Annotated in this window: 16 protein-coding genes; 4 read left to right on the forward strand and 12 right to left on the reverse strand. The window is 58.2% G+C overall.

What is annotated here, in order from left to right; all coding sequences use genetic code 11:
* Positions 1 to 6: 6 nt before the first annotated feature.
* Positions 7 to 1,287, reverse strand: a complete 1,281-nt coding sequence (gene fabF, locus HY010_13225; protein MBI3476687.1) for a beta-ketoacyl-ACP synthase II — start codon at positions 1,285 to 1,287, stop codon at positions 7 to 9.
* Entirely contained in the window at positions 1,244 to 1,489 is a 246-nt protein-coding gene (acpP, locus tag HY010_13230; GenBank protein MBI3476688.1) for an acyl carrier protein, read from the reverse strand. The genes fabF and acpP overlap by 44 nt, the downstream gene beginning before the upstream one ends.
* Positions 1,490 to 1,633: 144 nt before the next feature.
* Between acpP and HY010_13235 the strand changes: the two genes are divergently transcribed.
* A complete protein-coding gene (locus tag HY010_13235) occupies positions 1,634 to 1,786 on the forward strand; it encodes a hypothetical protein (GenBank protein MBI3476689.1) in 153 nt (50 codons plus the stop codon).
* A gap of 13 nt (positions 1,787 to 1,799) precedes the next feature.
* On the opposite strand, the gene aqpZ is transcribed toward HY010_13235, so the two are convergent.
* Genes aqpZ through HY010_13250 form a run of 3 tightly spaced genes read right to left on the reverse strand, consistent with a single transcriptional unit; the run spans position 1,800 to position 5,270 of the window.
* Complete coding sequence (aqpZ, locus tag HY010_13240) at positions 1,800 to 2,495, reverse strand: aquaporin Z (GenBank protein MBI3476690.1); 696 nt, start codon at positions 2,493 to 2,495, stop codon at positions 1,800 to 1,802.
* Between the two features lie 31 nt (positions 2,496 to 2,526).
* Entirely contained in the window at positions 2,527 to 3,918 is a 1,392-nt protein-coding gene (locus HY010_13245; GenBank protein MBI3476691.1) for an amidohydrolase family protein, read from the reverse strand.
* 59 nt (positions 3,919 to 3,977) lie between these two features.
* Positions 3,978 to 5,270 carry an amidohydrolase family protein gene (locus HY010_13250; GenBank protein ID MBI3476692.1) on the reverse strand — a complete coding sequence of 431 codons (1,293 nt, stop codon included), beginning with the start codon at positions 5,268 to 5,270 and terminating at the stop codon, positions 3,978 to 3,980.
* 64 nt (positions 5,271 to 5,334) lie between these two features.
* On the opposite strand from HY010_13250, the gene HY010_13255 reads away from it, so the two are divergent.
* Together HY010_13255 and HY010_13260 are read left to right on the forward strand one after the other, a co-directional pair.
* Positions 5,335 to 5,835, forward strand: coding sequence for a nuclear transport factor 2 family protein (locus tag HY010_13255; protein MBI3476693.1), 501 nt, complete (start codon positions 5,335 to 5,337; stop codon positions 5,833 to 5,835).
* The gene (locus HY010_13260) at positions 5,835 to 6,284 is read left to right on the forward strand and encodes a D-tyrosyl-tRNA(Tyr) deacylase (GenBank protein ID MBI3476694.1); all 450 of its coding nucleotides are present in this window, start codon (positions 5,835 to 5,837) and stop codon (positions 6,282 to 6,284) included. Before HY010_13255 ends, HY010_13260 begins: the two co-directional genes overlap by 1 nt.
* A gap of 100 nt (positions 6,285 to 6,384) precedes the next feature.
* Here HY010_13260 and HY010_13265 read toward each other — a convergent pair whose 3' ends face one another.
* From HY010_13265 to HY010_13285, 5 genes are all read right to left on the reverse strand, one after another.
* Positions 6,385 to 7,866 (reverse strand): exo-alpha-sialidase, encoded by a 1,482-nt coding sequence (locus HY010_13265; protein MBI3476695.1) that lies wholly within the window; start codon positions 7,864 to 7,866, stop codon positions 6,385 to 6,387.
* Between the two features lie 183 nt (positions 7,867 to 8,049).
* Complete coding sequence (locus HY010_13270) at positions 8,050 to 8,403, reverse strand: hypothetical protein (GenBank protein ID MBI3476696.1); 354 nt, start codon at positions 8,401 to 8,403, stop codon at positions 8,050 to 8,052.
* On the reverse strand, positions 8,400 to 8,915 hold the full coding sequence (locus HY010_13275) for a hypothetical protein (GenBank protein ID MBI3476697.1): 516 nt from the start codon (positions 8,913 to 8,915) through the stop codon (positions 8,400 to 8,402). The genes HY010_13270 and HY010_13275 overlap by 4 nt, the downstream gene beginning before the upstream one ends.
* Before the next feature lie 168 nt (positions 8,916 to 9,083).
* Positions 9,084 to 9,626: a hypothetical protein gene (locus tag HY010_13280; protein MBI3476698.1), complete on the reverse strand. Its 543-nt coding sequence runs from the start codon at positions 9,624 to 9,626 to the stop codon at positions 9,084 to 9,086.
* 29 nt (positions 9,627 to 9,655) lie between these two features.
* Positions 9,656 to 10,087, reverse strand: coding sequence for a hypothetical protein (locus tag HY010_13285; GenBank protein ID MBI3476699.1), 432 nt, complete (start codon positions 10,085 to 10,087; stop codon positions 9,656 to 9,658).
* Positions 10,088 to 10,266: 179 nt separating this feature from the next.
* Here HY010_13285 and HY010_13290 point away from each other — a divergent pair, with 179 nt between their 5' ends.
* Positions 10,267 to 11,199 (forward strand): LysR family transcriptional regulator, encoded by a 933-nt coding sequence (locus tag HY010_13290; protein ID MBI3476700.1) that lies wholly within the window; start codon positions 10,267 to 10,269, stop codon positions 11,197 to 11,199.
* A 37-nt stretch (positions 11,200 to 11,236) separates the two neighbouring features.
* Here the strand turns inward: HY010_13290 and HY010_13295 are convergent, their stop codons facing one another.
* Entirely contained in the window at positions 11,237 to 12,691 is a 1,455-nt protein-coding gene (locus HY010_13295; GenBank protein MBI3476701.1) for a hypothetical protein, read from the reverse strand.
* 147 nt (positions 12,692 to 12,838) lie between these two features.
* Positions 12,839 to 13,126: a hypothetical protein gene (locus HY010_13300; protein ID MBI3476702.1), complete on the reverse strand. Its 288-nt coding sequence runs from the start codon at positions 13,124 to 13,126 to the stop codon at positions 12,839 to 12,841.
* Between the last annotated feature and the right edge of the window lie 186 nt (positions 13,127 to 13,312).

The raw sequence follows: 13,312 nt of genomic DNA on the forward strand, positions 1-13,312 counted from the left end.
TCTGTGCTACTCGGTCCAGCGCTTGAATAGCAGAGCTCCGTTGGTTCCACCGAAGCCAAAGGAATTGGACATGGCGTATTCGAACTGAGCCTTGCGTGCGTGGTGGGGAACGAAATCCATTCCTTCAGTATCGGGATCCTGATTGTCGAGGTTGACGGTCGGGGGAAGAATCTGATCGCGCAGCGCGAGCACGGTCACGCCCGCCTCTAAACCGCCCGCCCCGCCCAGCAAGTGCCCGGTCATGGATTTCGTCGAACTGACAGGCACACTCTTGCCAAAAAGATTGCGGATGGCGTGTGCCTCGAGCGTATCGCCGATGGGAGTCGAGGTGCCGTGGGCATTCACATAGCCGACGACCGTGGATTCCAGCCCGGCGTCGCGCAGGGCGTTGCGCATCACGCGAAAACCGCCTTCGTGTTCTGGAGCGGGCTGCGTCATGTGGAACGCGTCAGAACTCATGCCGTAGCCGACAATCTCGGCCAGGATGGGAGCGCCGCGCCGCCGCGCATGTTCCAGTTCTTCGAGAATCAGAATGCCCGCGCCTTCTCCGATGACAAAGCCATCGCGATCCTTGTCCCAGGGACGGCTGGCGCGTGTGGGATCGTCGTTGCGCGTTGAGAGTGCGCGCATGGCAGCGAATCCGCCGACCCCCATGGGAGTAATCGCGGCCTCAGCGCCACCGGCAATCATTACGTCCGCGTCATTGTGTTGAATGATGCGGAACGAGTCGCCGACTGAGTGCGCGCTGGTCGTGCAGGCCGTGGCCGTCGCTTCGTTCGGCCCCTTCGCGCCGGAGCGCATGGAGACGTGTCCAGCGGCGAGGTTGATGATGGATGCGGGAATAAAAAATGGAGAGATCTTGCGCGGGCCACCCTGCATTAACGCAGTGTGCTCGCGTTCGATGACATCGAACCCGCCGATACCCGATCCGATGTGCACGCCCACCCGCTCGGCATTCTCCGGCGTGATTTCCAGCTTCGACATCTTGAGCGCTTCTTCGGACGCGGCGATCGCGAAGTGAATGAAGCGCCCCATCTTCTTGATTTCTTTTTTCTCGATGAAGTTCAGCGGGTCAAAGGTCTTGACCTCGGCCGCAATCTGACAGGCAAAGGCGGCAGCGTCGAACCCGGTGATGCGGTCGACGCCACTCTTGCCCGCCAATATCGCGGGCCACACGTCTGCCGTGGTGTTACCCAACGAGCAGATCAATCCCAAGCCTGTGATAACGACCCGCCGCGCCAAGTTACTTGCCTGCCTTTGCGTGCTTGCCGATGTAGTCGATGGCATCGTTGACGGTGCGGATCTTCTCGGCGTCTTCGTCCGGAATCTCGATGTCGAAGGCTTCTTCGAAGGCCATGACCAGTTCCACGGTGTCGAGCGAATCAGCTCCCAGGTCGTCCACGAACGAGGCGCTCGGTGTGACTTCGCCCTCGTCTACACCCAATTGTTCCACAATGATTTGCTTCACTTTTTCGTCAACAGCTGCCATTTGTTCTCCTCGTTTCCAAGTCTGGGGATTGTACGCCTGCGTAACCTAAACCGGCGGCTCACTGAATCAGTGCCGCCTGCTGCTCACAATACTGAATGGAGTCAATGCAATAGTCTAAAAGGGATTGAGAAAGTATGCAAAGCGGTGAAGAGCAAATCGAACGGATTCAATGGAGTAGCCATGCGGCAGACGACCGACCGGTCGATATTTGACCTTCGCATTCGACGCTTTGAAGTAGAGACGCGGCTCGCCCGCGTCTCCCAAGCCGAAAAGAGACGAGGCAAGCCTCGTCTCTAGACGAGGGTTGTTCTTACTTGTTTTCTCCAAACACCGCGTTGTAGATCCCTCCCGCTAACGCTCCGCCCACGATCGGCGCGAGCCAGAAAAGCCAGAGTTGCGAGATCGCCCATCCGCCAACGAAGATTGCCGGCCCCGTGCTGCGTGCGGGATTGACAGAGAGGTTCGTCACGGGAATTCCGATCAGGTGAATCAACGTGAGTCCCAGTCCGATCGCGATCGGGGCAAAACCCGACGGAGCGCGCTTGTCGGTGGAGCCCATGATGATCATCAAGAAGAAAAATGTGAGAACGACTTCGGCGACCAGGCAAGCGATCATCGAGTATTCTCCCGGCGAGTGCTCGCCGTAGCCATTGGAAGCGAAACCGCCCAGGCTGAAACCTGGCTTTCCGCTGGCGATCACGAACAGGACGCCCGCACCGGCGATTCCGCCGAGAACTTGCGCGATCACGTAGGGCAGCAATTCCGACGCGGGAAAGCGTTTGCCCGCGACCAGTCCAACCGACACGGCGGGATTGAGATGGCATCCGGAAATGTGCCCGATGGCGTAGGCCATGGTGAGGACGGTGAGTCCGAAGGCGAGTGCGACACCGGCGAATCCGATGCCGAGTTGCGGAAATGCGGCTGCCAGCACGGCGCTGCCGCAGCCACCGAAGACTAACCAGAACGTTCCGAGAAACTCTGCTACGGCTCTTTTGGATAAGCTCATATTGCCTCCATTCGAGGTTCGCTCGAGATTTCTACTTGGAATATTGATCGCGCAGCCAGACTTGCCGATTGGTCATCGGCATTGCGCGTCCTTCAATGTACACCTGCTTGACGGCTGTCTTTACATCCAGCGGATCGCCATTGGCAACGACGACGTTGGCCGTCTTGCCGACGTCGAGTGATCCGAGTTTGTCCGCCACACCCCAGACCTCGGCAGCGTTCAATGTAATCGCCTTGAGCGCTTCGTCATACGGCAACCCGAATGCCACCGCATAGCCCGCTTCGTCCGGCAGATTGCGAACGTTGTGGGCCGAGTAGGAAGCGAATATGACTTTCACGCCGCGCTTGTGAAGTTCTGCAGGCAAGCTGTACACGGCGTCGTAGCGCTCATCGTCTTTGGGCGCTTCGTAAATCGGGCCTACGATCACGGGCACTTTCAGGCTGGCGACGTAGTCCAATACAGGTTGGGAGTGGCTGATGTGGTTGAGCACGAACTTCAGCTTGAATTCGTTGGCCAACCGGACCGCGGTTTGCAGTTCACTAGGGCCTTCTGCTGCCAGCACAATGGTTTTCTTGCCTTCGAGGTAAGGCAGCAGCGACTCAAGTTTCAGATCGCGTTTCGGAGCGGACGGCTCGGGCTTCTTGTCGCGTGCGGCATCGGCCTTCTTGCGATCGTAATCGGTCCACTTTGATTTGTAATCCTGCGCATCCAGAAACGCCTGTCGCAATTGAGCTGCGAGTCCCATGCGGGTGGATGGGAATTTGCGCTTATCGAAGCCACCTCGATTACGGCGTTCATTTCCCGTGAAATTAAGCGGCATGGCAAGATCGCGGATCAGCAGCATTTCGTTCGCGGACGCGCCGTCCAGTTGAATGAACGAATCCTGGCCGGGAAGCGTGTCACCACTCGATGGAGCGATGACCGCGTTGGTAATGCCATTCATACGCGCCACGGGGATGAGAGTCGTCTCGGCGTGAAAGGCTTCGGCGGTGTGCATGTGCGGCATGATCTCGTCGCTGATTTCGACCAGGTCGTTGGTCATCTCTTCGGCGGAGATTTCCGTGAGTCCGAGACTGGTCTCTGAATCAATCAGGCCGGGATAGACGGTCATGCCGGTTACATCGATCACCTGCGCTCCGGCCGGAACGTTCACCGAAGCCGCAGAGCCGACAGCGGTAATCTTTCCGCCTTGCAGAACGACAGTGCCGTTCTCAATCGTCCCATGAGTGATGGTCAGGAGCTTGCCGCCCTTGAGGGCGATGGGTTTGTCCTGGGCCGCCGCGGGAATGCACAGCAACGCGAACGCTGCCAGAACCAGCGCACAGATGGCACTGATCGTCGGAAGCGCACCAGCCTCAGCGGCTGAAGCCGGTTTCAATTTGGCATCGGCGGCACGACTGAAGTCGTGCCCTTCTCGGAACATTTCTGAGAACTGAGAACTGGGAACTGAGAACTGAGAACTGGAAATTGAGAACTGGCTTTTCATTGTCCCTCCCGATAGTGCGTCATCCCGAGTCCGGGCAATGAGCGGTCGAAGAATACGTCGCCATCAATCAAAACTTTTTCCGGAACTCCATTCGTGGAGAGCGGATAACCGTCCCAGATCACGAGGTCAGCATCTTTGCCGACATCGATCGAGCCCACGTGGTCATCAACGCCCACGATCCACGCGGGGTTGAGGGTAATCATCTTCAGAGCTTCTTCTTCGGTGGCGCCTCCGTAGCGCATCGTCTTGGCTGCTTCCTGATTCAGCCGGCGCGTGTAGTCTTCGGAATCGCTCTTGATCGCGACGCGCACGCCTTTGCGCATCGAGAGGACGGCATTCCACGGGATTGCGTCCCAGGCTTCCTGCTTGTAGCCCCACCAGTCAGCGAAAGTCGCGATGCCAATATTTTCGGCGGCGAGTTTTTCCGGTACCTTGTAGGCCTCGAGCGCGTGATGGAAGGCGCGAATCTTGTAGCCGAACTCATGCGCCATCGCGATCTCGGTGAGAAATTCATCGGCGCGATAACAATGGATCTGCACCATCAACTTACCGCGCAGCACGTCGGCGAGTGCTTCGAGTTTCAAGTCGTGCTTCGGAGGAGAGGCGTCCTTGTCGCCGCGCTTCACTTTTTCGTTGTAGGCATCCCATTCGCGCATGTAGTCCTGCGCCTGGACGAGCGCTTCGCGTTGCACGGCAAAATTTCCCATGCGCGTGGAGGGCAGTTGATCCCGGCTGCCGTAGACGCGTTTGGGATTCTCTCCACTGGCAAACTTGATGGATCGCGGCGCGTTCGGGAAGAGCAGTTCATCCCGTGTGAGCCCGTATTTGTGTTTGATGACGATGGCCTGTCCGCCAATCATGTTCGCGGAGCCGTGCAGCAGTAGCGAAGTCGTGACGCCGCCGGCCAGTGCGCGGTAGATCGCCTTGTCTTGATAGTCGAAGGCGTCTTTCATCATCATGTGCGGCGTGATTGGGCTGGTGGCTTCGTTCACATCGTCGTCGAGCGCGATGTGCGAATGCGAATCCACGATGCCGGGTGTCACGTACTTGCCGCCGGCGTCGATCACCGGAACTCCGGCCGGTGCATTGACGTTCTCGCCAACAGCGGCGATCTTGCCATCTTTCACATAGATGGAGCCATTCTTGATGTTGCCGTGCGTCACCGTCATCACGACGGCATTCTTGATGACCACATCATGAGGAGGAGCGGAGGTCTGGCTAAACGCCGTCGATGTGGCGAGCGCCACGAACAAGGCGATACAAATAGCGAATCTTTGGGCGAACTTCATGCGATGAACTCCGGATGCGAAAGCGATGTCAGCAGCGAATTGGGATTGTAGGAGGCAGAACGGAATGGGTCAACGCGAAAGCGCAGGTCTTGTCGGCGGCAAGAATTCATGTGACGATCAGAACGTGAAAATCACTATTGTTCTTACACTCTTGTTGACTGTTTCTGTATGGGCCGCGGATTGTCCGAAGCAACAGCCGAAAACCGAGGCCGCCTTGATCAGCCTCGAAAACAATTGGGCCGATGCGCTCAGCCGCAAGGATGCCGATACCGTTGCCTGCATGCTCGCCACCGAATTTGAGGAGGCGGACGTGGATGGATCGCTTCATACACGCGCGGAAAACCTGGCGAAGATTCCCAATCGTAAACCCGGCACGAACCATCTCTCTGAAATGCGCGCGCACATTGAAGGCAACATGGGATTCACGCGTGGCCTTGCCGAACTGGTGGATGCTTCCGGCAAAGTCGTCGCCCGCGTCCGTTTCACGGATGTGTTCACGTATCGGGACGGCCGGTGGCAAGCGCTGATCGGCCACGAGTCGCTGATCAGCCAGGCCGCCCGGTAATGCGCGCCGTTGTCCAGCGTGTCAGTCGCGCCAAGGTCACGGTAAATGGCGAAACGACTGGCGAAATCGGCCTTGGACTGCTGGTGCTGCTCGGCGTCGGCAAAGAAGACACGCGCGTCGAAGCTGACTACCTGGCTGAGAAAATCATTGGTCTGCGGATCTTTGAGGATGCAGACGGCAAAATGAATCTTGGAGTTGCGGACGTCGCTGGAGCGCTGCTGGTGGTTTCGCAATTCACGCTTTACGGAGATGTCCGCCGCGGGAAACGCCCTTCGTTCGATGCGGCGGCGCCTCCCCAACTGGCGCGGGAATTGTACGAATATGTTGTAGAGAAGGTCCGCGCTACCGGTTTGCGATGCGAAACAGGACGTTTCCAGGAAATGATGAAGGTGGAACTAGTGAACGAAGGGCCGGTTACGATTCTGCTGGATTCCTCGAAGGTCTTCTAACGGGTACGACTCGGGTCGGTAAGAAATTGCCGCCATCCAACATGCTTCGCAATAAAAAAGGCCGCCAGCTTTCGCCGGCGGCCTGCACTCCTGACGAGAGTTACTTGGTTTGTGGTTGATCTCCGCTCGGGATGGACTCGTTGTCCCGGAATGGTTTGATCACGTGATCGGACTTTGCATTGGGCACGGGGAAGTCTCCAGCAGAACTGAGTTCCTCGAGTTCCGGCGCATCCCCTGCGAGGCCGACTGCGGTTGTGTAGATCGCCTGGTGAAACAAGGAACCGGTTGGAGCCGTGGCGAGGGCAAAAATCGGGAACGCTTTGCCGCCGCCAAATCCAACAGCAATGTAATCAGCCACCATCCGGCCGGAGAACGTATCCGGAAGCCAGCTGAGATTCATCGGTCCGCCCAAGACTTGTGGAGCGCTCCACTTTGCCCCCCCGGTCGAGGATTGAATGAAACCGGCAAACAGCGAGCAGCTGTTTCCGCAATTCGAAACTGGATAGTAGTAATAGGCCAACCCGATGTGCGCGGTCGCGCCCGCAGTGCCCGGCTGGATTGCCATCCCGGTAATGAAATGGTCGACCGTGCTGGTGACCGCATCGATTGGTATTCGTTTGACTGCGGTCCAGACTGTGCCACTGCCGGATTTGCTGAACACGATATCGTTCGAGGCACAGTTCGTGCGGAACCGGCAATCCGGCCACGCCACATAGACCTTGCCTTTCGCATCGATGGCTGCGGAAGGTAATCCCGCGCTGCGGAGTCCTCCTGCTTCACCGTGGCTGATGAATTCTCCGACATTGACCGCTCGGGTCCAGGTGGCGCCGCCATTGGTCGAAGTGAACGCCATAACAAAGCCGCCAAATCCCAAGATAGGGACAATCACTTTTCCATTTGGCTTTACCAGGGGAAGGCCACCGATTCCGAAATCGTTGCCCTGCGTGCCAACCGCAGGACTCCAGGTCAGCCCACCATCGGTCGAAGTGCTCATCTGGATAAAGTCGCCGGCGTCCGTACTATCCCATTCGGAATAGCAGTGTCCGTAGAATTTGCTGGCGGCAGTGTTGTCGCAGACGATCCAGTTCTTGTCAGGGTTGCCCGTCTTGGTGACAAAACTGGGGTTGCTCCAGTGGGTGCCGTCGGTCGAGCGGCTGACGGCGACGGCATTCGCGTTGCCGATGGGCAGCGTCGAGATAAGCCACACAGCATGCAGGGCGTCATAGGCAACGGCGGCATCGCTGGCGGCCTGGTATTGTCCATTGCCCTGAAAAATTGTGATCCCGGGTAGAAAGCCGTTGGTCCAATGTGCGCCGCCGTCCGTCGTCGTGGCAAAGCCGATGTCGGCGCCCCCACCGCTGAAAATGCGGGCGACCTGGAACGCGGCGACGGTGGTGCTGCCGAAGGTGAACGCGCCCGGTTCGACTTCCGTCGCGTGCTGGCTGGTGTTGTTCGTGAACGTATCTTCGCTAAGTTGGGTGAGGCTGACTTGGGCGGAAGCCATCGACGCCAGTGCGAGAGAAGCTAACACGATGGCGAACCACGAACATTTGTGGGCGGACTGATTGCAATTTGCACGCATTACGAAAAACCTCGGACGGTTAGGGTCTGGGATCGTTGCCGGGCAGGCTGAAAACTAGCGGGGGGCCGCTCTGCCAATACTATGCGAGATAGTACTGGGGTGGAATTGGGCTGTCAACGGGCAGTTTGGCGAACAGTCAGCGGTGAGAACTCGCTACCGGCAAACCTTTCTAAGCTCCTCAGGTCAGTCGTTGGCGACTTTGCGGTGAGGTTTGACGGCGAGGCAACGGGAAAAGATTTGCGATACCTGCTGCACTTGCTCCTCGCTCAGCCGGACAGACCCGCCGAGCTTCTTGGTGAGTGCCTGGTTAATGTCGGGGAGGGGATGTCCGTGGAGCAAGCTCATCAATTGCGTCCATTCCTGGGCGACGGCGGTGCGTTCACCGGTGTCCGCATCTTCGCAGAACTGATCGGCGGCATCGACCGGAGTACCGTATTCATCGGCAACGTCTTCGTGGAAGTATCCGCGCAGGAAAGAGCGGAGCGCAGGAAAGTTGGCGGCAGTAATTTCTGGTTTTGGGTTGGAGTCGGGATTCATGAGCGACACTCCGGGTAGGACGTCAGGACGTAAAAGCTGGGTGCAGCATATTTCAAGACGACGACGGCATGCGAGCAGGAGCGAGACTCGCTCTCTCCGCGGTTAATGGTCCGTCCAATGGGCTGCTGGCTGTCATAGTCGAGAACCAGGTTCGGACGTCCGCCCGAACGATCGAGCCAGCGCTGAATGCGGTCCTGGGAGACGGCAAGGGCTGCGCCGATCGCATGTTCGGCGGTGGGCCGGTCGGTGTAAGTAGACGCTCCTGAAATATTGCGTTCGTGTTGCAGGCGCTCGCGGAGTTGCTCGTCGGTGCGCCCTACATGTTTGCGAAGCACATGGCCGCCGGCGGTTTCGTCCTGGCTCAAGTCGCGAGGAGAGCCCTGCCAGAACTCGGCGCGGGCTTCTGTTCGCTTCGCTGGAGTGGAAGCGGGAGCGTTGGTTGGTGGCAACTCACAGGAGGCAGCGCCCAACGCTAACAGCGCAGCCGCGCAAAATAAGAATCGGTGTGCCATTCAGCCCCGGGAGAAAGCAATCTGAAGCGTTCCGAGATTGTGCTCCCAAAGTAGGCGCATGGGCAAGTCCGGAAGGAAAGTTAGCGACTTATGACAAAGAAGGGACGGCGGGGGAAGCCGTCCCTTTCTGACTTGAGTAGTGCCATGTAGCTTGTATAGACCAGCAAGCTACTGCTTTGTTGTCGAAGACGCCTGCGGTGCAAGTCTCGGTGCGATCGAAGGCAGCAGATCCGCATTCGCAGCGTTGCCCGCTTCGGCAATCCACTCCCAAACGCGCCGTCCTTTTCCATTGGGAAAAGTCCGCACCTCGGCGTAGCCGACCAGGCGGTTGAATACGGTAGTCACCGATGCGATCGGATCCTTGTGGTGCTCGACCAGTTCGGGGAAACGCCGTAGCAGTTCGCGGTGGCCTTGGCGTGCTTCCAGTGGCACGCTTGACTCCATCAGGACGACGCGACAGGCACGCGTGAATCCAGTTTGCTTGCGGGAACTGGCGCGTCCGAGTAGCCGGGTTACTTCAGCCGTGAGTGCGTCTTCGCCAAACACTTTTGCCAGACACACCATCGTCTGTCGAACCGTGCCGATCCGTTTCATGATGTCGGCACGCTGGAGCAGCAACTGGCGAAGTTCTATTTCCGCCGCGGCGATTACCTCCTGAACATGTTCGTGGCGCAGAGGCATGGGCTGCGGGACGTTGGTAGCGGTGCTCATAAATTCCCCCTTTACGGATGAAGTTACGGTTACGGTTTCGTTCCTTCGGCAGCCTCACGCGATTCCGACGAGCGATGGCGGGCAACGAAAAGACGATGATTGGCGTTCGCTGGATAAATGTGATGGCCCTCGGAGGCATTTTGTTGCCAGACCTCAATGAGTTCGTGCCGTCCACCAACCGAATAGAACCTCAGCTTGCTGGTGGCTGGGGCTGAAGACGACTCAATCTCATTGGTGAATGTGGACGCGACAGTTTGCCCGCGCGCGTCCCGCAAGACCAGGAAATGCTGCATCGGCTGGGTTAGAGAGTAGTCGCCCGGCTGGAAGGTTCGGTCTCCCAGGCTGAATTCAAATGGGATGTTTACTTTGATCACGGCTGTTGATTGCGCGAGCACGTTTCCGGCTGAGTACACAACAAACAGCAAAAGTGATGTCAATGTCCGCTTCATTGCCTGCTTCATAGAGCCTCCTAAGTCGGTCCTGCTGGGTAACTTGCAGTTGGCAGAGTGACGCGAAAGTTTTCGCATCGCACTCCGTTTCTTGCCGTCAAATAGCTTGGGGCAAGTTAGAAATTGGACGACGTCCAGGGGCGTGGCGAACCGTGGTTTGTTTTCATCGCGCCGATGAAGGTTGGTCATAGGTGGATGTGAATCTGGAAATCCGGCATTTGAAGCTGCTGGCTGCCGTCGCGGAAGAAGGCAGCGTCACAGCCGCAGGCAAGAGATTGCACCTGACACAGTCCGCGCTCAGTCACCAGTTGCGGGATGCGGAAGAGCGGCTTGGGACCGCACTTTTTCTGCGCCTCGGTAAGCGCATGGCTCTGACCGCAGCGGGAACCATGCTGGTGGAAGCCGCACACCGCATCCTGAAAGACCTCAAAGACGCGGAGTCGCAGGTGCTCGCGCTCAACGGAGAGAGTCATGGTGTAATCCGGCTGAGCACCGAGTGCTACACCTGCTATCACTGGCTACCGCCGGTACTGTCGAGCTTTCATGCCCTGTATCCCAACGTAGAAATTTCCATCGACATGGCAGCGACGAATCGTCCGGCGGAAGAGTTGCTGGCGGGCAATCTGGATGTTGCGGTGATGTATTGTCCGCCCGAGCACAAGAATCTGCAGGTAGCGCCGCTGTGCGACGATGAATTGCTGGTCGTGATGTCGCCGAAACACCGGCTGGCGGCGCGACGGCGCATACAGCCCCAGGATCTTGAAGGAGAGACGCTGCTCTGCTATCCGCCGCGGGACGAGAGCACTTTGCTTTTGAAAGTGCTGCAACCGGCCGGCGTCACTCCCGGCCGCATCATGGAGATTCCACTTACGGAAGCGATTGTGGAGATGGTTGCGGCCGGCGCCGGGGTCGCATTCTTGGCGGAATGGTCAGTGGCGCCGCATCTGGAAAGCAAGAAGATTGTCGGCCGGACGCTCGGTGACCTTGGCTTTCACCGATGCTGGTATGCGGTGACTTTGCGCAACCGGCCTGAGGTTGCGTACATGACTGAGTTTCTGAACCTGCTCACTCTCAACGGCGCAAAGTACATGGACAGCATGCACGTGAGTGCGGCTGCCTTATAGCTCCACCCATCAGGGCGATGGAGCGTCGGCGACTGTGCTACTTGCCGGCCACCATCGCTTTGGATCCCAGTCCGATCAGCCGCTTCATTTTTTCGACGAGCCAGGCTACTTCCTGATGGTTGGGGATGGTTCGTCCGAGAGTTATTTTCTTCCCGTTGCTCAGGGTGAGTTCGATGTCGTAGTAGGGTGTGCCCGTCGAACCGCCCTGCTGGCTCCTGATTGCGCTGCTGATGGAAGCGATTTCCGCAAACGCGAATCGGCGAAGCCTGCCGACTCCGAGAAAGCCTGCCTGCAAGAGCAACTCCCCTTTGCCGATTCCGACACGGGTTGTGCCCAGCCACATCTGCGCGCAAATATAGAGGAGAAGGAAAGTGAAGAATCCAAAAACGATCGGAAAGAAAACGGGGGCGCGCGAACCCGCAAGGAAGTAAGTGGCCGCGCCGAAAATCAGCAGGAAAACCGATGTCCCGCTTGCGAACCCCTTGTTGCGTCCTGCGGGGAAATAGAACTCGATGCCCTCCGCGGTCTCCGTGATCACCACCGTGAGAGCGCTGGGTCGACTGGTCTGCGGAGTTGCATCAATGCTGTTGTCGGGATCGGGGGCCGTAGGCGTCTGCGCGGTGCGGAAGACTGGCACTTCGAAAACGTCGCGGTAGTCGACACCCGGAACATCGGCCCGGGCCTCGAGTTGCCAGACGATGACATCGCCGGGGCTGCGGGTTTCAGTGGGCTGAGCATTCCAGGGAATCCGAAAATTCACGGGGATGGATGTACCGGTTGGTCCGGGGTACATCTGGCCGGGCGCCACGCTCGCTTCCGCGCGCCAGCGAATGTGTTCCCATGTCGATCGGTTGTCGCCCGACCCGCTGGTCACACGGTTGATGCACGAGAGCCGCAGTTGTATGCCATGGTCGGGCGCTTGCGGAATCCTCGCCTGGATCATGCCCTTCAACTCGCCGCCGATGACGCCAGGCACAGGAGTGATTTCAAAATAGGTTCGGCCAAAAGTGCGGTAGGCGATCGTCCAGCGAATCGCCCGTACTAGTAACAGCACGCCGATCAATGGAAAGAGAAGTCCAACATACGCGATCGGTTTCCGAGCCGCTTGCTGGGGAATGAAGATCAGCATCGGCAAGGAAATCGTGTTCCACAGGCCAGCAAAAATCCATGCGCCGATCATGCCGGAACGCATGCTGCCCTGGATTCGTCCTTGAACCCAGTCCTCGCGCCACAGCCACGGCTCGGACGGATGCTCGGCTTGTGCGCGCTGCTGCTTCTTGAGCAGCCTTCCGCCAAAGATCACGGCGTAGATCAACCCGAATCCAATACCGCAGAACACCAAACCAAAGGGCAGAAAAAGCCAGCTGTGCGAGCTGCCGCTGCCATCGAGCGTCTGACGCATCCCGGTGAAGAGGGCGAAGAGTCCGAAGGCGGCAAAGGGCAGCGCGAACAGGCAGAGAAATACGGTGCCGAGTTTGCTGGTGCGCTCCACTTTGCATTCATTGTCAGTGGGAACACCCGGACAAGGTAGAGGTGAAAGGTGCGGCAACCAAAGTAACGGGAAATGAACTGGCTTTAGCAGTGGTGAAGACGCGGGGGCAAGCTGCCCCCGCGACCGCGGGCGCTATTGGATCAGAATCTACTTTTTGTCGGCCTCGAGGGCCAGGCGGCATTCTTCGAGGGCTTCGTTGACGTGCTTGAGGGCGGCGACACGATGGCCTCCGAAATCATGGGCGGCATTCTCGAGACTCTTCTTGGCTTCTTTCAGGTGCGTCATTGCCATCGCGATCGCGGGATGCTCTTCCTTTTCTTTCTTCATTTGTACCCGCTTCAGTTTCGGGGTGGCTGGTTGCTGCGCAGCGGCCGGCATGCTGATCGCGCCGATGAGGGCGGCAGCACTAAGAATGGCAACGAGTTTCTTTTTCATGGGAGATTGGCCTCTCTGGAAAGTTTGGGGATCGGGATCCCGCAAGCAATGTAGCACAGCAGCCAGAGAGGGCCAGCGCCGGTTGGGCAGCCAGGTTGCGCCCAAAAAAGGAAAGCCGGGCTGGTTCGCCCGGCGTTTCATATGGGAAGCGTCCATCGCTGGATCAGTATTCCCATCAACCTTGTC

The sequence above is a fragment of the Acidobacteriota bacterium genome (assembly GCA_016196065.1).
GTDB lineage: Bacteria > Acidobacteriota > Terriglobia > Terriglobales > Acidobacteriaceae > Acidiflorens.